This is a genomic window from Pelagihabitans pacificus (genome assembly GCF_009371985.2).
Classification (GTDB): domain Bacteria; phylum Bacteroidota; class Bacteroidia; order Flavobacteriales; family Flavobacteriaceae; genus Pelagihabitans; species Pelagihabitans pacificus.
In genome coordinates this window covers 222994-242656 of record NZ_VIKU02000003.1, presented here as the reverse complement: position 1 = coordinate 242656, position 19663 = coordinate 222994, and the positions used below count along the sequence as shown (strand labels likewise).

Annotated in this window: 16 protein-coding genes; 2 read left to right on the top strand and 14 right to left on the bottom strand. The window is 37.3% G+C overall.

Annotated features, from left to right (window positions below):
• Window positions 1-340 precede the first annotated feature (340 nt).
• Window positions 341-649 carry a hypothetical protein gene (locus tag FK220_RS11625; protein WP_152574500.1) on the top strand — a complete coding sequence of 103 codons (309 nt, stop codon included), beginning with the start codon at window positions 341-343 and terminating at the stop codon, window positions 647-649.
• 47 nt (window positions 650-696) lie between these two features.
• Here the strand turns inward: FK220_RS11625 and FK220_RS11620 are convergent, their stop codons facing one another.
• From FK220_RS11620 to FK220_RS11560, 13 genes are all read right to left on the bottom strand, one after another.
• On the bottom strand, window positions 697-1131 hold the full coding sequence (locus FK220_RS11620) for a hypothetical protein (protein WP_152574499.1): 435 nt from the start codon (window positions 1129-1131) through the stop codon (window positions 697-699).
• Window positions 1132-1550: 419 nt separating this feature from the next.
• Window positions 1551-4292 (bottom strand): TIR domain-containing protein, encoded by a 2742-nt coding sequence (locus tag FK220_RS11615; RefSeq protein WP_152574498.1) that lies wholly within the window; start codon window positions 4290-4292, stop codon window positions 1551-1553.
• A gap of 24 nt (window positions 4293-4316) precedes the next feature.
• Window positions 4317-5528: a TRAFs-binding domain-containing protein gene (locus FK220_RS11610; RefSeq protein ID WP_152574497.1), complete on the bottom strand. Its 1212-nt coding sequence runs from the start codon at window positions 5526-5528 to the stop codon at window positions 4317-4319.
• A complete protein-coding gene (locus tag FK220_RS11605) occupies window positions 5525-6427 on the bottom strand; it encodes a hypothetical protein (RefSeq protein ID WP_152574496.1) in 903 nt (300 codons plus the stop codon). Before FK220_RS11605 ends, FK220_RS11610 begins: the two co-directional genes overlap by 4 nt.
• 232 nt (window positions 6428-6659) lie before the next feature.
• On the bottom strand, window positions 6660-7751 hold the full coding sequence (locus FK220_RS11600) for a patatin-like phospholipase family protein (protein ID WP_152574495.1): 1092 nt from the start codon (window positions 7749-7751) through the stop codon (window positions 6660-6662).
• Window positions 7752-7761: 10 nt separating this feature from the next.
• Window positions 7762-8553: a TIR domain-containing protein gene (locus FK220_RS11595; protein WP_152574494.1), complete on the bottom strand. Its 792-nt coding sequence runs from the start codon at window positions 8551-8553 to the stop codon at window positions 7762-7764.
• Window positions 8554-8565: 12 nt separating this feature from the next.
• Window positions 8566-9072 carry a toll/interleukin-1 receptor domain-containing protein gene (locus FK220_RS11590; protein WP_152574493.1) on the bottom strand — a complete coding sequence of 169 codons (507 nt, stop codon included), beginning with the start codon at window positions 9070-9072 and terminating at the stop codon, window positions 8566-8568.
• 61 nt (window positions 9073-9133) lie between these two features.
• Complete coding sequence (locus tag FK220_RS11585) at window positions 9134-9598, bottom strand: TIR domain-containing protein (RefSeq protein ID WP_152574492.1); 465 nt, start codon at window positions 9596-9598, stop codon at window positions 9134-9136.
• 7 nt (window positions 9599-9605) lie between these two features.
• Window positions 9606-10202, bottom strand: a complete 597-nt coding sequence (locus FK220_RS11580; RefSeq protein ID WP_152574491.1) for a TIR domain-containing protein — start codon at window positions 10200-10202, stop codon at window positions 9606-9608.
• A gap of 551 nt (window positions 10203-10753) precedes the next feature.
• Window positions 10754-13666, bottom strand: a complete 2913-nt coding sequence (locus FK220_RS11575; RefSeq protein ID WP_166204892.1) for a WD40/YVTN/BNR-like repeat-containing protein — start codon at window positions 13664-13666, stop codon at window positions 10754-10756.
• Window positions 13667-14343: 677 nt separating this feature from the next.
• Window positions 14344-15957: a glycosyl hydrolase family 18 protein gene (locus FK220_RS11570; protein ID WP_152574489.1), complete on the bottom strand. Its 1614-nt coding sequence runs from the start codon at window positions 15955-15957 to the stop codon at window positions 14344-14346.
• Window positions 15958-16221: 264 nt separating this feature from the next.
• On the bottom strand, window positions 16222-17565 hold the full coding sequence (locus tag FK220_RS11565; RefSeq protein WP_152574488.1) for an ATP-binding protein: 1344 nt from the start codon (window positions 17563-17565) through the stop codon (window positions 16222-16224).
• A 58-nt stretch (window positions 17566-17623) separates the two neighbouring features.
• A complete protein-coding gene (locus tag FK220_RS11560) occupies window positions 17624-19123 on the bottom strand; it encodes a phage tail sheath family protein (protein WP_152574487.1) in 1500 nt (499 codons plus the stop codon).
• A 106-nt stretch (window positions 19124-19229) separates the two neighbouring features.
• Here FK220_RS11560 and FK220_RS20200 point away from each other — a divergent pair, with 106 nt between their 5' ends.
• Complete coding sequence (locus FK220_RS20200; RefSeq protein ID WP_262887908.1) at window positions 19230-19361, top strand: hypothetical protein; 132 nt, start codon at window positions 19230-19232, stop codon at window positions 19359-19361.
• Window positions 19362-19376: 15 nt separating this feature from the next.
• Here the strand turns inward: FK220_RS20200 and FK220_RS11555 are convergent, their stop codons facing one another.
• Entirely contained in the window at window positions 19377-19628 is a 252-nt protein-coding gene (locus FK220_RS11555) for a hypothetical protein (protein WP_152574486.1), read from the bottom strand.
• Window positions 19629-19663: the final 35 nt, after the last annotated feature.

Sequence of the window (19663 nt, the reverse complement as noted above, 5' to 3'; positions counted from 1 at the left end):
AATTTAGACAGCGCCCAGTTTGAAAAATCCTATTTTACATAATATAAATTATAGTACAGATTGGTTTATATGTATTTATGATTCAACTTTTTAGCTGTAAGCTATAATTCTATTATGTAAAATATCCCTCAACAGCATTCTTTTTATTCAGCGTGGAAGCAGGGTCATCAACTTTTTTAATTCACGTAGCTTCGAAATTTGAGCAGACAAAAATCTTTTTAGAAAACTTCAAATTCTTAGAAAATCCCAGCGACAAACATTACGTCTGTATCTATAATTAGTCGTTATGTAAAATTGCCGCTGCCAAACGCTCGATTGCTTTCATAAAATCAAATTGCTTGTGGCAATTTATTTTATACGCAATTCCCAGCCGCTTGCCAACGCCAAAAAAAGCAAAACCTTTTCACTTTTATTAAATTTCCTAAATACGAGAATCTTTTCGTCAACAAATTTTTCACAGCCATTCGGTCAGCTTGCCGCAAAAGCTAACGGCAGTATTTTGGAAGGTCTTGTAGACCTTTTAAAATCTGAGCGAGATGGCGCGTTGGCGGAGCGAGATAATTTCTTAGCACTTGCTACCTTCCATGTTCCTAGAAACCTTTCTTTCGCAGCCGCATCGTCTCGCCCGAAAAAATCAAAGGTCTACTAGACCTTCACTTTTTACGTCGTATTTTACATAATGTAGAGATATGCTAGTTACTTGAAATTCTCTATTTTATTATGAAAAACAAACTCGCCTAATACTTTCATACCGTTGGTAAAGACCTTTATTTCCCAATTGGATAAATACGTATGTGGACTGACATCATGCTCGAAAAACACAAAATCATCTGGTTTTACGACGGTTTTCGACGGAATTAAGAATATCAAAGGTTCTTTCTCAGGAATAAAGCCTACTAATGCTACCCAAAGACTTTCTTTAGGCTCGCCCAACTTTTCTTTTGGAACTTTTGAACTTTGTTGCGCAATCAAGTCCATAGGTTGCAGAAATACCTCAGATAACTTACCATTTGGGCTTTTTACCAAAAAATAAACTCCTCCACTATCATTTTCTTTTGGGCTGATTTCGAGGCCTGCATTGGTCATTTCTGACATTAAGATACTTTCTGCCTGGCTTTGGAAATCTTGCATTAAATGAAGTTATCCTTTCTTTTTTTCTTGATAAAAAAAGAAACAAAAAAATCAAGGCTCACAGATTCCCGAAGCTTCGGGATGGAAACAATGTACGGGTCGATCGCTAAATTTTAGGATCCATACTAACCCTTAAAATCGCTTTGAGCTTTTTTGAACAATTTCGGCGACCAATAAAAATTGTTACACACCCACCAAAATTTTTAACGCTCCTCTCCCCTATTGTTTTCGCCAAACCGAGCTTGCGAGGTTCATGAATTCCTGAGAAAAGCAATAAAAATGACATGAACTAAAATTCTCTTAGGCCGTTTTTACCTCTCGAATTTTAATAAGTCGTATCCTTGAAATATGAACTTATTACCCTAACTAAGGTACCCGCAAATCTAAATACAGACGGTACAATTCCAACACTTTATAATTCAATTGGACATTTCATTATTCAATATGCCTTTTACTTTATCATTAAGTTCATCAAACCCCATATTCAATTCGTAAATATCCAAGAAACGTCGCCCCTTTTCAAAAGGGAAATAATCCGTTTTAACAATCTCGAATCTTGAATCAATAAAAATTATATACTTACTTTCTTTGTTATAGGTAATGAACTGAGGATTGGAGATAAAACCATTTATTGATGGCCCAAGTTGCTTTAAACTATTTAAATCCCATATTGTTATAGCTTTATTATTATCTGCAGCAATTATATAATTCGGGTCTTCGTTAATATGTATCTTGCTAATAGGCAATTCGTTAGTTGTTAAACTCTTAGTTTCAAATCTATTGTCCAACATAGACCAAACTTTAGTTTTATTCCAATCAGCAATTAAAAGTCTAGATCCGTCCTTTGTAAAAAGAAGATGCCTTATCTCAGTATCAAATTCTAACTCCTTTAAGGTTTCATTTTTATTTGAATCGTAAAGAATTACTTTAAAGTTATTAAGGGCAATTGCATATATGTGTCCACCTGCTTGTTTCTGAAATGCGATGACTTCATCCTTTAAGGTATCCGTTGGCATTTTTAATCTTTTGAGGGAACTATTAGAAAAATCAAATTCAAAGAATTTGCCTTCTGAGTCTCGTAATATAAATTTATTGTTGGAATAACTCTTTGAGTCTATAACAGGTTTCCTTAATTCAATACTATCTTTTCGCATATATTTTTTATCCTTCAAACTCCAAGAAATCAACTTGCCATTACTATGTGATGTAACGAACCCCGTGCCACTTTTGTCTATTGTTATGCTTTTAATGTCGTGGCGAAATGTACTTAATAACTGAATTGATTTTTTTTTGATATTATATGTGAAGAGCTCCTTTTGGGCACCTAATAGAATGAACTCAACGTCTGGGCTTACATCTATTTGAGGGAAGTCATTTACCTCAACCGAAAATTTATTTTCTATAAGTTGACATCGCTTGTTCAGATTATATATAGCGATTTTTCCATCACGACTTAGGGAGACCATCCTCTCTTTATTACGGTCAACAATTATTTTATTTACAGAGGCATTGTTAGCCCTGAAAACTTTGAACTTTTCTACATCTCTTAAATCGCGAAGTAGAATTTGACCTTCATCGCTTGAAATAAGTAGTTTAGACTTTCCTATAAATTGAAGAGCTAAGACTCTCCCATTCGTTGGAAAGGCACCAATAGAATGTCTATTATTTAAATCCCAAAGTGAAACAGTACCATCATGATAGCCAATTGCAGCGAAATTTTCGTCTTCATTGATGGACATTGAATAAGCTATGTCTGCTTTTGCCGTAAATTGTTTTTTTTCAATTTCTTCTGGATTGGAGAGATCCCAAAAGGAAATAAATCCATAAGACCCCGTTGCTACAAGTGTCGAATCCTTCAATTTATAAACCAATATACTTGATTGATCTTTTTCGTCGGAAGATAAAATTGTCTCTTTGCCGTTTGAAAGATTGTATAAGGAAACACCCTTTTGAGAAGTAAATGCAAATAAGTTATTAGTAACAAAAGCAATACTATTTATTTTAGAATCACCAATTTGAGGATGTATTAAACGATTATTTAAGCTAGGGTAGTCTTGAAGAACAGTGATATCACCATTTATATGTCCCGCAACCAATATTTTGCCATTTTCACTCATGTTAATCGTGGATATATTTGAACCTAATTTGGCAGAGGCTATCATTTGCCGTTTTTGCAAATTCCAAACTCTTAATTCATCGTGAAAGCCGTGAGTAATTAGAATAGAATCATTCGTACGATCAAAAAGACCATTTTGCTGAAAGACGTCTTTAGAAGGCATATAGAAATCTAAGGACGGGTTATAATTGAGAACTTCTAACAATGCCCCTTTTGCTTCTAATGTTTCCGATGTGGTGTATGATTGAGATGCTAAGAGTAAAGCTTCCTCAAAACTTTTGTCCATAGAAACATTTGATTGTAACGCCAAACTTCTTGACTCAGCAATTTTCGCTCTTTCATTTGCGACACTCTTTTGAATAAAGGCAATTCCAGCGGCGACAGCTGCTATTAAAGCCAAAACAATTAAGAAGGTTCTTTGTTTTAATAGCTTACTCTTTTCTTGTTTCAACTTTATCTCTTGCTCTCTTCTCCATATCGGTCTAAGTTCACCACTTGAAAAACCATTGAGTTGCGACGCCAACCCAGTAATTTCGTCGTTAAAGTCCTTGACCTTTTTCCAATTTTTGCTCTGAGCTTTACTTTGCCTAAAGTCAAAGGAAAGCTCATAAGGGAGTCCGTTTTCAAGAATAGTAGGGGCAAAAAAATCTACTGTTTTTGAATTTAGTTCTTTACCTTCCGTTACAGCTAAGAAAATTTTACCGTCCGGCTTGTGATTGAGGAACCACTCAATCTCAAAACCCACATGATCTGACAATGCGGAATTCCTAGAACACAAAACCAATAAATTCTCTGATTGTTCAAGGTATTTTATCAAGATACTTTTTACAATATCTTTATTATCTACGTCATGGAGTTTTGGGTTTGTCTCTTGGTTCAGTTTTGGCAACTCAAAATCACTACCATCACGACAAATATTGAGTTTCTTCAATTTGTATTCTCCATTAACATTCAGATTATGAAAAGATTCTAAAAAACTTTCTATTTTTCTAGACAACTCATAATCAGGATCAGTGGAATAGCTTATGAAGAGATTGTATTTCATTCAAAACTTTTTGATAAAGTATTATTAAAGGCTTTCGATATGATTTATCGAGTCCTTAAAAGTTTCAAGTTCCCATTTAGCCTCTACTTTTTTCTCGAACAACTTTCTATATTTTTCGTATTCCGGTTGTTTATCCAAAGCAAAAGAACAAACAGACATAGTGGCATAAAGCCATTTAATATCTGTTCTACTTTCGTAGTTATCTTCAGCAAAAATTTCTTTAATGATTTCAACTATTTTCTCCCTAGTTTTTTTTGCCTCAACCTTGTAGTAAATTTTTTCTTCTATATTTTCTTCTATGTTAGACATGAAGTCAAGGCATAGAGCATAATTTTCTCCTGTATAGTAATCATCATTCAATTGAAAACCTTTACGATAATATTGAATGGCGCGATTTAGGTATTCCTTTTCATTATCTAATAGCCATAGCCTTTTATAAATGGCCCCTGTAATGCCGAGAGTTTCAGGGTCATTTGTGTCATCAGGGTTCAGAGTAGAAATGATTTGAAGAGCATCTTGCAAAGAAATTTTTTCAGAAGGGGTTTTACTTTTATAAGTTGCTAAAGCATGTTGTTGGATAAAATATGGTTCATCATTTACACTTTCATGTGCTTTTTTCCAAAGCTTTTTTGCTTCTTCGAAGTCCTCTGTCTTCATTTCAAGTTTAGCTCTTTCAACTATACCGAAAAGATGTTCTTCTTTTTCCGCTAACTCTTTAATGATACCACTAAATTCTTCTTCAGGAATAACATGGGGTTGAGCAGATGGAATGAATTCAAACAGTGGGCTATCAGTTTCTTGATTCTTTAATACAATTTCTATTAATTCTTTTAACTTTTTTACGCATCTATCGGCTTCACTTTTACCTATATCTTCTCCGCCATGCTTATAGTGAAATATTCTATTATGATTAATGTCAAATGGTATTAGGCTATCATTCCCTTTGATGATTATGGTAGAAAAGGGCTTTGAACCGTGTCTAATTCCTAACTCATATAAAGCATTAGGGTTATACGTTGTAATATCCGCAATAACTAACTCTGTTTGAACAAGTAAGGCATACATGCTTTTATCAATCAAAGTAGAATCCTTTATTTCATCTCCTCTAATACACGTCAGGCCACATTCCTCAACGGCAGGTTTAATTATATTCTTATAAGTCATATCTAAATCATATGTCTTCCCAGAATCTGATTTCTCTCCAAACCCCATTATTACAAAACATGTTTTTTTCATATCAAATTATTTTCTTCAATTAATTTTCTTCGACCCCTCATTATTCTTGCTAAATCCAAGATAAAATCTCCTTTGTTGATAAAATGAATTAAATTTTCATTTAAATTAATATTCCTAGAAAGTAAAAGCATTGTTTCTTGAAGCTTGTCTTCTTTAAGATAATTTAAATCTAATATTATCAGGACTTCATAATCATATTTGACGCGCATAGTTTGCATGATTTCCCATAATACATTTTCAGTAGGTTTATCTTGTACTATAAAAACTACAAAATCAGATTTATTAATAAATTTTTTAGCAAAATATTTCCATTGTTCATCTTCTTCAAGCGCATTTTTAATTACTTGTTCGTCAAGTACATATTTTCCATTTTCAATAGTCTTAAATCCATTTTCAAATAGGACAAAGATCTGCCTTTCGGTCAAGTTTAGGACATCTAAATTGTAGATATCTAAGTATAAATATTGTTCCAAAAGAACAGATTTAAGCTTTCCACGAGCTAGCCTCGATTCATTTCTAATCTGATTATCTGTAAGAATCTGAATTCTTCCATAAGCAGCTAGGACAACTATAATTCTAGAAAAAAGGTTTTCTTTTTCTGAGTAATTTCTAAAAACAGTAATTCTGGTATTGAGGTTAACTCGCCCTTTTAAAACCATGAAGATTGCATGAGTAAAATGGTATTTCGTTATAAAAAAAATTAAAAACGCATATAATGAAAATCTAAAAAATTCTTCATTTTCTAAGAAAACAAACTGCTTGTCTAAACTTTTGAAGAAATAATACAAAATGACATAAAACGACAGATTAATCATGGTGCTAAAGAGAGGATAGGCCGATAAAACAAATGAGGTATTTAAATTTTTAAGAGGATTCTTTAAATTAAACTCTTTGCCCATTTTTTTAAATGTCTTCGCAGTCATTTTCCTAGTCATTTCGATATCATATGGAAGACTAAACAAAAACAGTATCCACCTCAAAATTAGCAACCATAAAAAACCTGTCTTAATAAAAAAAGGAAATAATAAAATCGAAATCAAAATCATAAAAGCCCACCTGAACCAAAGTATTTTCGGGTTTGCAGTTTTAAGTGGAGCGAATACTAAATCAATCAAACTACGCACTTATTCTTTAGTAGTTAAAGTGTTTTTTTTCTACATATTTTGCAGCTGCTTTTTTTCCTATCTCATACAAGTCATCCTTATTATGAGCATCTGACATCTCTCTTAATGAATCCAATTCCTTTTCATTGAACTGAAATCCAAGTTCTTGTAAAGGATTAGTTTCCAGCATAACGTTATACCTAATGTAATGCAAAGCAGCTTTTTCTGTCACTAAGTCATTTTTCAGATCTAGAATTTCACTATCGATCATTCTTGCCGTTGGCGAGTTTGATAAATATTGCAGCATGGTTTGATTAAGATAATTAGCATCTTCCATAAACAAGTCTGGAACCATAGTTGCCCAACCTAGTAAACCTTGTTTTGCAATTTTATCAGCATCATATTTTTTTGTGTATGTACCTGTTCCGATGGAAAATAACGAAATGTTGTTCTCTCCAGTTGGCCATTTGTATGGAAACTCACTTAATGTTCCCACTAAAAACAATTGCAAAGCTGGATTGTTTGCTAAACTAACGCCCCCATCTATAAAAGCCCCGATTTCACCTTGGCCTACATCTATTTTTTGTGGAACAAAATAGCTTGGTGCAGCCGCGCTCGCACGCACCACTTGCCTTAAAAGCATTCCTTTGTTCTTTTCAAAAAACTTTCCTTCCGGATGGTTAAGTATTGGCCATGTACTTAATGTATCTGCCCTTTTTGTTACTATGCAAAGACCTGTTAAAATCTTGTCACTTCCCATTGTTATATCTCCAAAGACTTTCTTAAGTTCTTCCTCAAGAGGCTTAAAATCGAATTCTGCTTTATATCTTTTTAAAGGATTCAACAACCAACTTCTTTTTTTTCCAAAAATCTTATCCCCAATATTTAGATACAAATCTTTTATGTCTGAGGCGGACATACCAATGGATAATCCAGCTGCAATGATTGCACCAGTACTTGTACCTCCAATTAAATCAAAATAGTCGCAAAGTCGCAAAGCGGGATTGTTTTCTTTATCTTGGATTATTTCTTCAATTTTTTCTAGAAATCCTAAGGTCAATGCCCCTCTTATTCCACCTCCGTCGAGTGCCAATATTCTTTTTGGTTTTGTGTTTTCCATAATATTTATTTTAACTGCATGTATTAATTTTCATTTGTAATCTTGAATTGTCGCGTTTGTAAAACATCGATTTTCGTTTTTCATAAGCCAGTTCAATGTAATTCTGAAGTTCTCGCCGATTTGTTGTATAATCCCTAATTAGTGCATATTTAGTTTTCAAATTATCTGTTAATCTTTGGGGTTGTAAAGTATGGGAGAATTTTCCAGTATTATAATCGGGATGACCTGGTAATTTTAAGCCCAGTAAGCCAGCGTAACTATTTCCAACCTTGTAATTCAATGCACCACTTATTTCCCAATCAATATGTTTTCTGCACTTTGTTTTGGGGCCTATTAATACGATTAAAATTGTGGTGTCAGATAGATATCCTTTATTAATCAATTGTTTTACATAATCAGCTCCATTATCTGATTTAATATCTCCGTCCTCAACCGATTTGTTAATTATTAGGTCTGACGTTAATTTGTAGAATCTCTTTTTATATTCCTTATCATCCTTGTGATAATAACTGATAAATGCCTTTCGTCTTGGTAGAATCAAAGGCAAATTGTCACTCCAATTTAACCCGCCCTTATTTGTTAAAGTCAAAGAACTTTTTTGAATCCAAACACCATTAGAATTTTTAGTAATGCAAGAAAAGGTTTTCCCATTATTAATTTGCTGTACAATCCAGCTTCTTTCCTTTTCGAAACCGCTAGAAATTGTATCCCCGTTATCATGATGTACATAGAAACTTTCAATTCGTTTCACATTTGGAATCCACTTTTCTTTTGATACTAAATAATCCGCCCATTTATTCATAAAGCTTACAACTTAATATTTCATAATAATGGATTTATCCATGACATTATTAAGAGGGTTTTCAATGGAACTGTGGGAGTACAACATTTTGTTTTCCAAAAGTGTTTCTTTTCCAACCCCCTTTATATTACTAATTTTTACATTCAAATCATAAATATCTCTTATCACTTTTGCAGTCCTTATATATCCAGGTAGTCCACCTCTGGGAATACCCTTTAAACATAAAACTGCCAAATCTGTTTTGTCATAACCAAACCCAATTTCAAAAGGAACCCATTTTGATATTAGGGTTGTTGGCGATACAATAACCAACATATGCGAACTATTATTTATGCCTTTGCATAATGAATCTGTAACATTACCTGGATGTTTACCTTGGTTTGAAAGCTTTAAATCTTTGTCATACTCATCAAAATAAACATCAATGCCAGCACCAATAAGGTAATCCGCTACCTTTTTAGCATCCGATTTATCCTTGTTTTGATATGATATAAAAACACATTTTACCTTTTGAATCATAAATTCATTTCGAGATTTATACTTGGTAGGCCAATAAAAACGATTTAGTACCAATTGTAAATTATTTAAGTACCTTTTTTATTGAATTTATCTTATTAGCAATAATCTTATCGGCTTTATTGCGAATGAAATAGGGTATGCCTTTTTGCCCAACCGGTTTAACAGCTATTATTTCTTTACCTAATTCTTTAGCAATTCGAATTTCCGTTTGAACATATGAATCACTACGAAGACCTTTATTTGCCAAGACAAAAACCTTACTACAATAAATCATTTGTTTTCTAAAGATTTTTTCAAGTTCTTTTTTCTTTCTTTCATCAAAAGCTTTGTCCGTGGGGATTGAGTGATTATATATCAAAATCTTCTCCTTTTTTATCTTCTTTATTAATTTTTCATAGTCAAGTGACCCTTTTTTCCAAGAGTGACTTATGAAAACCCTTCTCTGAGGTACCTTTTCTTTTACAAGTTGGTTGTAAGCACTTTTAGCAATTAGCCCACCAATAATCCATTTCAATAGTATCTGCATAATTTCTTTATTGTGGTCTGACCTTAGTTTTGTTGGATATTGGAAGACCTCTCTTCTCAAACGCTCTTTCAATGTAAAATTCTGGATTTACAATAAAATCCTCCCATTTAACAAGAACACAATACCTATCGTCTTCGCCCCATGAGCATTTATTTCCCGCCGAATTTTGGATATAATAGTTAGCACTAAATTCTTTGATTGTTGTAGTATCATTAATTCCTACATAATTATGCGTGCCTCCGCAATATGAGCAATTATAGGGGTCACCATAAATAGCACGGTACATTTCGGGTAAAACTATGCCCAGAATTCCACTTTTTGTATTCCCTAGACCATTATAAAGAGAAGCTTGCAACTCTCTTTTAATAAATCTCTGCTCGTAACTACCTCTACTTTCCGAACTAAATTGTCCAATTAAATGTATTGTTACTGTTGAATCGGCTAAATACTCCTTACTAATTTTATTAAGAATGTAATCCAAGTCTTCAGAATTAATTGCTTCATTCAGTGATTTATCTATCATATCTACATCTAAATGATTCTGAATGTAATTCTTGTATCTAAAGTCCTCGGTTTTGAATGAGATAAAACATTTTCTTGCCATCTATCTATTCGTAGTTCTTGTTATTAAATTAATTTCGTTTTAAAAATGAATAAATACCTCCAAAAGAGAAATACCCTTTAGTGGGGTATTCAATTCAGTAATTTTTGAAAATAAATTGTAGGATTTAAATCTTTGAGGACTTTAAAGATAAATAAAATTAACAAGTAATTAATTACGGAAATTAATTAGAAAAATAAAACATGTAGTAAAAACCATTCCACACACATTACACTCCCCTCCCCCGAGTGCTCGGGGTCGGGTCGCATAATAAGTGTTTATTCATTGCTTGTCTATTATTTTTTAAAGGTATTCATGAACCTCAAAGCGAAAATGCTTTTCGGTTTCATTACCTTTTGAGAAGAAACTTTTTAGAAGAAAAATTTGAAGAAAATGGGTAGCATAAAACTTTGCTCTACCCAAGCAAAGTTACATAACGCGGAACATTATAGTACATTATTGATTATGGATTACCCTGTGGATGATTTATAATCATACCAAATAGAAACTATATGAGCATAGATGCGTTTATAGTCATAATAAATCAATCAAACTCATTCCTCATCTTTAGAAACTACAAGAAAAGCAGTTTGATCAATAGAAACACGACTTCCATGCTGTTGCCTCGCTTTAATAGAATAGCTTCCAGATGATAAACCTGGTATCTTCACCTGCACACGAAATACCCCATTTTCAAGAACTTCAACATCTTCAGCGACCACGATATCTTCAATAAGAATAGAAACGGTGGTTTGATTATTAATAGTCTTCTCAAAACCTTTACCGGAAATTGTCATCATGTCTCCAGCAAGAACGGTTGCTAACCCTCCTATATTGGTCTGTGATAATACTTCAATATATGGTATTCTCTGGGGTTCGACTGGCAAATCAGTTCCGGATGTTATTATTCCTCGCAATTTGGTTCCCTCTATCAAAATGCCTCGTATTGGGCCTGAAGTTTGTTTCGTAATTGCACTATCCTTCAAAATCTCTTTGACGGTCAATTTTTGTTTGAGGTTAGCATAGTCGTTAGGTATACGTAGTGGTATTTCTTCACCTGAATTATTGTACTGGTTGATAAAGCCTCCAGAGATTGACACTTTCTGCAATAATCCACCTCGACTTTGAAATCCTGTTATCACTCCGTGTTTAGCAATGATATATTCACACCCTGAACACCATTTGTCTTTATCAGGTGGCCAAGTGAAAGGAAATCGTCGACCTGTATTGATATCCCACTCTAAAGGGTGCACAAGTTCCTGTGGCAGAGGCATATCGAATTTCATACAACCTTTTCCACGAGGTAATCTCAGTTTCCAAAGCCCTCTGCCATAAGTTGAAACCCATATTTTACCCTTCGGTGGAAAATAGAAACAGGAGACATTGGTCACTTGGTCAGACTTCTTAATCTTCTTCCAAGTTACACCTCCATTAATTGATTGAAAAATACCATTCTGACTGGTACCAACCAGCACATGACATGGATTATACGGATCGTATTTGACTACTGTTACAATGGGAAATTGTCGTTCACTAAAAGCGAATTTACCATTGTCTGTAACCAAATCTGTGAGTTGCTCATGTGCATGCCAAGTCTGCCCGCCATCATGACTAAATTTCATTTGCTCAGACTCAACGTCCGGAGCAATCAACTGGTTGGTAAATCTCGGATTCACACCAAGAACTGAGTACCAAGCAAACATCGTCGCAAATGTCCCTAGTCCTCCGAGTCCAGTAATATCGGCATTCGTGATACTAGTAGTTCCCAAATCGTTGTAAACTCCCTGAACACGGATGAGGCCATGCTTTATAAGGCCGTTGGTTGTCCGTCCGGGACGCCGAACAACTTGATAGATTGATGGATCGCTAGAAGACCCCGCGATAACTGGTATGCTTATCGGGGTGGGATCTACTATGAATGAATCCTCCCATGTAGCACCTGTATTCTTCGTAAGTTTGAACTTATGGATGATTGGGCTTTCATCATTATTAATAGCTTGTTGTATATAATGACCAGGTGTAGGTAGGAGAAAAGGATCTCCATCATCATCATCAAGAGTGTCTTCATCTGGAGGACTTGGCCATTTTTTTTGGTTCGATAAATGAGCATCAGCAATAAAATCAGTACAACCGCCACATTTTACACCGGTTACTTTAGTATTAAGATGCCATGCTGATTTAGGGGGAACCCTAAGAAAGAATCCCTCACAACAAATCGAAAATGGCCAGGTCGTTCCATCGTTCGCTGATGCATAGATATTGTTATCCTGGGTACCAAAGTATAGATCGTTGTGTGGATTACGTGGTCCCTGAACAGTCTGACCCGTTATTTCAGTTATTTGTAGTGCATCAAAACCATTGCTACCTGCCCCATTCATTCTCCATTCTCCATTTTGCAGTGTGTGTACGCCGCCATCTGTTGTTAATAATAACGGTGTTCTCCCATTTGAATGGATTGCAATATCAGAAGGATCGGGATGATTTGTTTTTAATTTGGTCCAACTTCCAAGCAGTGATGGTGTTGCTCCATGGTTAAAAATACCTTGCATAACCCTGGTTCCTTCTCCAAAATAAACAATATATTTCGGTGGATTCGGAATTCCAAATCGAGCTGTACGTACAAATAATGGGCGAGCCCACGGTTTCTCAAATTCCACTTGTAAGTTCCAATCAATTCCGCCATTAATAGATAAGTATAACTTCGATTTCCTATTAGCCAGGTGGGTCAGGAATATATGTTGATTATCATAGGGTGATACTGCAAAAGCCTGAATTTCCCATCTTGAACCTTCATTTGGACCAGTTGACGCCTTTGTCCAAGTAGCACCCTGATCTTCTGAATGCCAGATTCCATCTTGACCAGTTGCAAGTACTTTGTTATTAGGTAAAGCAAGAACAGCAGTTACTCTGTTTTGAAGTTTATTATGAATTGGAGATAAAGCTGGGTCTAACCTGATATGTGACCAGGTCTCCCCTTTGTCATTACTAATCGCAAGACCACAGTCCGTCCCTACATAAATTTTATTTTCGTTATTAGGTTCAAATGCAATTCCATAAGACCTTATTACATCGGCACACTTTTCACTTGGTTGCATTCGGGAAGAAGTGGGTATCGACCATGACCTTCCTCCATTAGTACTGCGCCAGATACCGGTTTCACCGATCCGATAGCGTGCCCATGTTGTAGCAATCACAATATCTGGGTTTGTAGGTGAATAGGCAACGCTATTCACCAAGTAACTAGGTAGACCGCTAACATGGGACCAATGCTCTCCACCATCGGTGGTTTTGAACAAACCGCCAGTTTCAGATGCGACCAACATTGTCTTATTATCATTGGGATGAACAGAAATAATCCCTGCTCTACCACCGGCTTTAATCTCTACTGGGTGTTTTATTACCTTACATGCATTAAGGATACATATCGCGATAAAAATACAGAGGTATTTAATAGTTCCTGCAGACATAACATTGAATATTTCCTTTTTTGTTGTTGAAGATATAGATTTGGTCTCTTGAGTACGGTAATGAATCGTTATCATAATATTACTGACATTACTATAATCTTACTTTGACCTACATTACCAATCGTTCACTACCTAACCAAGGTAAGCTCATTTATTTGAACTGGCAATGATATTCGTCATTCTGTGTAAGAAAATACTGTCTGATTCAAGTCAGCTTTGAAATAGTATTTATTACCTTTTCCAATAAAGTGGTCATTGGATTAATTCCATTCCACACACATTGCCTTCACTCCTACCCACCTCCGTTAAAACTTCGGTGGACAGGCTCGTCGGGTTGTGTAAAAAGTGTTTACTCGCTACACCTTTATTTTGGGAAACGGGTGCTCGTGAATCTAGAATCTAGCGATTCTCGATTTATTCTTTGCTCCTCCATTGTTTTTTTATGGTATTAATGAACGTCTTACCTCGGTTTATTCGCAAGATTGCTGTTGTTCTTAAAGGTGCTCATGCATCTCCTGCGTCGATGTCATTGCCTTTTGAGAGGAATGTTTTTGGAAGACGACCTAGGCTTATAGGATTGGGCATCTTCTAAAATTGGAGGGAGCCTGTACAGCTGCGAAAGAATTAGGTGGTACAAAAGGCCCGCGCTTTTGGCCCATAGTGCGTACTGCACTAGGCTAATTAGCCTTTCTGTACACTAAAAAGATACCGACCAAAACCATTACTACCACTATTGCTATAGTTACCGTTTTTTGCATTGAATTATTGAAAGGCGTTTTGGGGTCTTCTTGGGGCTCAACTGGGCTGGAAGTAACTTGTACACTGTCTATTTGAATCAATGATGCCCCGAGAACATCCCATAAATCGGTATAACCGTCATCGTCACCAAGACCTCGAATGGAAACACCGGCAAGCTTATTGTCCAGTAACCATTCATACTTTCTTGACAGACTGTGCCGGTCTTCATACCAAATTTGGGTGTATTCCGGGGTATTCTTCTTATTGCTCCCTTTAACGTTCAAAAAAGCGGTCGCGCTTACCGAATCATATCCCTGTTCAATGACACTTTGCAAATCCTTGTTTTGCAAAAAGGAAGCCCGAATAGCTTTGTACGGAATGTCGTTGGGTCGACCAAGTGGCCTGACCATACCGTTAAAACCAGTTACCGGCCATTGAATCCCGGAATATGAAACGGTCATAACAAGTTTGGACACTGATATGTTAGCATTACTATAAAAGGCTATAGTTGATTGTATGGATCCATATTCGACATCATCGGTTGCGCCTAACGGACTCTTCGGTGCCGCACTGGCACTGTTGGACCTTGTGATGCTATCGGTTCGTAGGTAATAATAATCGACCCAATTATTAAGTCGCGCAAAATCATAGGCGTTTGCCTTTCCCGGACTATTCCGGCCATCAATTGCCGGAATGGAAATATTCAAAACGAAATTGTCATCAGCTCCCATGTCCAATGTATTATACATTTCCGCAATAAACGATGAAAATCTCGCATTGTCTTTGGCTGTAATATGATCAAAATAAATGGTAAGGCCGGTTATTTTATGTGATGCCTTGTACTTCACCAAAGTATTGAATAAACGATGCCGGGCGGCCTGGTTATTTAAAAACTGGGTTACCTCGCTAGCGGATTCATTATAAATGGTAAGGTAGGTATCGACACCATTATTTTGGGCAAGCGCTATGACACCTCCCTCCTCATTGAACTCTTGCCAGCTTTTTGGATTTTTGGAACTTCCATCAATGCCCAATTCATAGCCGTATAAATTGATTGCCGTCAAATACTTGTAGTTATAGTTTTTAAAGCGGTTTCCTGCACCTGATCGATGCCATCCGATAATCTGGACCTTTGGACGTAAACAAAGCCTATCCTTCGCGATCAAGGCAGTATCCGGTGCCTGCTCCAAAAAGCTACAGGAATAGCGTACAGATTGTAATTTCCCTAGAGTCTCGGCGTAGATTGAATCTTTCAGGTGCATAACAATAGAATCCAAAAAGATTTTAAGGGAATCATTGCTAAGATGCAAGTCATTATCTTTTATACGTTCAGTTAGAAACCGACGGATTCTCTCTTTATCCCTTCTGTTTCTATTTTCCCTGAACTTAAAAGGTTGAAGAAGTTTTTTGAAAAAACTGTCGGTCTCCTTGGGATGATAGAGGCTATCCGACGGGTCCCGGATAGTGGCCTCTGGTACCGTATCCTGGGCACTGGTCCCGGTTGGATTGAAAGACACAATAACTAGTAAGAAAACAAAAAGGGTGGTTTTCATGAAGCTTTATTTTACATCTATGCTGTTGGTGATGGCTTTTGTATCCGCGGTAATTTGATCAATGGTCTGTTTCAAGCCATCAATGCTTTGTATTTCATCGGATTGTTGTCAAATATTTTTCAAGTGTTGGCAATGGTTCATCCTTCGGGGTCAATTCCAATACGGAGCTCTTGCCGCTACACTACCTCCTGTTTTATGTTGGATATGATGTTAAAATTGGTTCCCGAACGACCCGTACCACCCATTTTATACCCTTTTTGGTGCCTAAATGATGTTTTTTCCTTCCTTTCGCTGTTCTATTTTTAGCCCTGCTTCAATATCCGCAAGTTGTATCAAGGTGTCTCCTCGGCCCATACATTTCAACATACTGTAATGTAGGATATTGATAATTGAAGCCGGGGTCAGTTCGTGTTGTTCCGCCAAGAACGCTATATTGACGGCATCATCATAGCTAAATTCTTCGGTTTTCGATTGCTGCCATAGGATGTATCGTTGATGCACATTCGGAATTTCGAAATCCAATACCAATTGAAATCTTCTAATAAAAGCATCATCTACCGTCATTTTGGAATTTGAACGTACTATGATAAGGCCGTCAAAGTCGTCCATACGTTGTAAAAAGTAAGACACTTCTTGGTTAGCATAGCGATTGTCAACTTCGTTACTATCGGTCTGCTTGCCGAACAAGGCATCTGCCTCCTCAAAAAATAGGATCCAATCTTCTTTTTCGGCACGGTCGAATATCCGGGAGCTATTTTTTTCGGTCTCTCCGATATATTTAGAGACCACCACAGAGAGGTCTATGCTGTACACATCCGTATGGCAAGATTTCCCCAACAGTGCTGCGGCAAGGGTTTTGCCCGTACCTGGCGGACCGGTAAACAAGGCCCTAAAACCTGGTTTTATTTTGGTACCGAATTGATAGTCGTTTTTCAATTGTTTGCCGTATTGGATGTAGGTTTTGATCTCTTCCAGTCCGTTTTGAAGTTGATCAGACACGACAAGATCGTCCCATTGTTGGGCAGTCTCGATTCGTTTGGCCAGAAAATTGGGGTGAAGATGGGGTTTGAACACCTTTCCGGTTGTTAGCAGCGAAAGGTATGTTGGTGATAGTTGCAATACGCCATAGAGAAGCGGTTCATTCGATGAAAAAGGTTGTAAGGATACAATACCTTCTTGATGAAAAAAATGCGCCTTCCCAAACAGGGACGATACCGCAAACCGTTTTTCAAGGTCGGAACCTGCCAGTAGAAAAGCGGCCGTTTCCCCGGTGGGCAGAACGCCTTTATGTTTGTCAAGGCGCACACCGCCGAACTCCGTAAATGGTATGTCATAGAGCTCATTCTTCATATTGAGTATATCAAGCAATGCCGGCTTTATGTGGGGAATCAATGCCAGGATAAGGACAAGTCGTTCTTGCATGTCCATTTGGTATTTATGAATCAGTTGGGCATAGGGTGAATTATCGTTCGCAAGCGAGGGCGGCGTTACCTTGGCCATTTCGGCCTCTGACTTAGACGGCTCAAAGGTGATTTTTACCCGTAGCGCCAAGAGCTGTTGGAACCAATCGAGTTCTTGGGTGATGGTATGAACATTCGATGTAACCATGGTTTGGAATTTTAGTACTCTTTTTGCACAGTTCAAAAGCGACTTCTTACCTACCCGGTTAGGGTTTTTGCATCTGCTGTTCGAAAGTGACCACAATGAATTCTGCCGGCTTCACAACAGCTAGTTTTACCGATACCAACATGCTGCCTTCCAGGATATCGAGACTCGTCATGGTCGTACCGAGACCTATTTGTACGTCAAATGCATCCTCCGGGGAAGTCCCGGTCAAAGCTCCTTGTTTCCATTGGTCCGTTAAGAAATTGACGATCATACTTTTGACCGTTGACCAAGTAGTGGCATCGTTTGGTTCGAAGACATAGGCCCGTAACGCCAATTTTATGGATTGTTCCAACATGATCAACGTCCGCCTAACATTTATATACTGCCAATCCGGGCTATTGCCATCAAGTGTTCTTCCGCCCCATACAAGGGTGCCGATACCTGGAAACGTTCGTATGGCATTAATGGATTTACCTGATTTTTCATCTACATTTAATGATTCCTGTTGTTCATGGGTGATGTGTAAAGACGGATTGATTACCCTATTGATAGGGATATTTGCGGGGGCCTTCCACACCCCGCGGTCATTGTCGACCGTGGTGTACAATCCTGCCAATGCTCCGGACGGCGGCAATAGATTCATGATTTTGCGAATCGCGTCCAGAAGACGAACATACGTAGCACTGCTTGCTACTAATCCTCGGTGAAAATTCGAAATTTCCTGACCAGTTTTTCCCTTAGGGTCACCGTATTCCCGGATAATAGTCTGAGCCTCCTCTTCTTTTAGGATATCTTTCAGTTTCACCGAGTCTGCAAGGTTTTGGAAGGTGGTTTCCTGCTTGCCCACTATAGTCGTGTTCAGCCACGGATAATAAGCTGCGCCATAGTCTAGGAATTCTGATCCGATCTGCTCCCTGAATATCCCTATTACATCCCCCTGGGGTTGCATCCGCTCGCCGCTACCACTATGAATATCAAATATCGCTACCCTACTTTGCATCTTTGCACAATGAGCAAGAACTTGTGCGTAAACGGCATAGCAATCGTCGGAAGTAAGCTTTACGGCATCCGGCACGACCACAATGGTCGGTTCTTGTTCTTTCAAAAGCGTGTCCAAGCCACCAAGCAATGCTTCCTTCCTGATGGCTATCCCATTTGGTTTCCCCTCGTAGGTTCCTACGGATACCATGTAACAAGGGCCACCACCATTTGCAAAAAACAGCTGGATGCTTCTAAACAGGTACAACTCATGGTCATCATTGTAGGATAGGGCCTTTTCCTCGCCGTTGATGGTTATTAAATGTTGATCCGATTTATTGGGGTCCGTGGCCTTTGGGTTTAATTGGAACTTAGGAACGAAGGCCCTTCCAAATAGCTCGGTATACTCCGTGAAAGAGGTAATCTTTGTAGGAATGTTCACCAGGGACTTCCCTTTTCTATCGGCCTTTTCGGTATAGCCGATAAATGCGGGTATAGCTGTTGCTACTTCCACCACGGATCCCGGAAAAGCGTTTTTTTCTTCAATATAAATACCCGGGGTCTTTACTATTTTAGCCATGTTTTCCGAGGTGGTCGTTTAAATAATGTAGGTAAATAGGACGTTACATGAATTGACCGAATAGTTGGTCAATTTTCTATAAGGTAGTGAATAAAACTTTTAGTGTATGAAGTACGTAGCACTATTTCAATGCTACACACATGTATTCATCGCCTGTGCTGCTTTGGTGGACACGCATCACACGGTACATTATAGTACAGATTGGTCGGGCGATTATAGGCATTTGTTCCTATGTTGACCTAAAATCCCAAGGTTATCCACCAACCCGATGTATGGTCAAATCATTATTAGCTTCCAACGAAACAAGATAAACACCCTGATCCCTTGCCGCCATAGTATTACCATGAATAGTATGTTGAAAGTTAGGGACATGTAGCAGAATATGGGTACAGGAAGACGTTGCCAGATGGGGTGTTTCCGGTACGAGTGCAAAATTTTGATCATCGTCCGTTTGAACACTAATGTTCAGGACCAATTCTTCTTCTTTTTGAATGTAAAACTCCATAAGTATGTGGTAAGGGTTATTTTCGTTTCTTGCTT

Excerpts from the sequence above, each read along its gene's own strand:
- FK220_RS11610 (WP_152574497.1), bottom strand. The coding sequence starts at position 5,528 with ATGAAAAAAACATGTTTTGTAATAATGGGGTTTGGAGAGAAATCAGAT.
- FK220_RS11620 (WP_152574499.1), bottom strand. The coding sequence starts at position 1,131 with ATGCAAGATTTCCAAAGCCAGGCAGAAAGTATCTTAATGTCAGAAATG.
- FK220_RS20200 (WP_262887908.1), top strand. The coding sequence starts at position 19,230 with ATGAAGTACGTAGCACTATTTCAATGCTACACACATGTATTCATCGCC.
- FK220_RS11560 (WP_152574487.1), bottom strand. The coding sequence starts at position 19,123 with ATGGCTAAAATAGTAAAGACCCCGGGTATTTATATTGAAGAAAAAAAC.
- FK220_RS11600 (WP_152574495.1), bottom strand. The coding sequence starts at position 7,751 with ATGGAAAACACAAAACCAAAAAGAATATTGGCACTCGACGGAGGTGGA.
- FK220_RS11555 (WP_152574486.1), bottom strand. The coding sequence starts at position 19,628 with ATGGAGTTTTACATTCAAAAAGAAGAAGAATTGGTCCTGAACATTAGT.
- FK220_RS11590 (WP_152574493.1), bottom strand. The coding sequence starts at position 9,072 with ATGATTCAAAAGGTAAAATGTGTTTTTATATCATATCAAAACAAGGAT.
- FK220_RS11570 (WP_152574489.1), bottom strand. The coding sequence starts at position 15,957 with ATGAAAACCACCCTTTTTGTTTTCTTACTAGTTATTGTGTCTTTCAAT.
- FK220_RS11605 (WP_152574496.1), bottom strand. The coding sequence starts at position 6,427 with ATGGGCAAAGAGTTTAATTTAAAGAATCCTCTTAAAAATTTAAATACC.
- FK220_RS11615 (WP_152574498.1), bottom strand. The coding sequence starts at position 4,292 with ATGAAATACAATCTCTTCATAAGCTATTCCACTGATCCTGATTATGAG.
- FK220_RS11565 (WP_152574488.1), bottom strand. The coding sequence starts at position 17,565 with ATGGTTACATCGAATGTTCATACCATCACCCAAGAACTCGATTGGTTC.
- FK220_RS11575 (WP_166204892.1), bottom strand. The coding sequence starts at position 13,666 with ATGTCTGCAGGAACTATTAAATACCTCTGTATTTTTATCGCGATATGT.
- FK220_RS11585 (WP_152574492.1), bottom strand. The coding sequence starts at position 9,598 with ATGCAGATACTATTGAAATGGATTATTGGTGGGCTAATTGCTAAAAGT.
- FK220_RS11580 (WP_152574491.1), bottom strand. The coding sequence starts at position 10,202 with ATGGCAAGAAAATGTTTTATCTCATTCAAAACCGAGGACTTTAGATAC.
- FK220_RS11595 (WP_152574494.1), bottom strand. The coding sequence starts at position 8,553 with ATGAATAAATGGGCGGATTATTTAGTATCAAAAGAAAAGTGGATTCCA.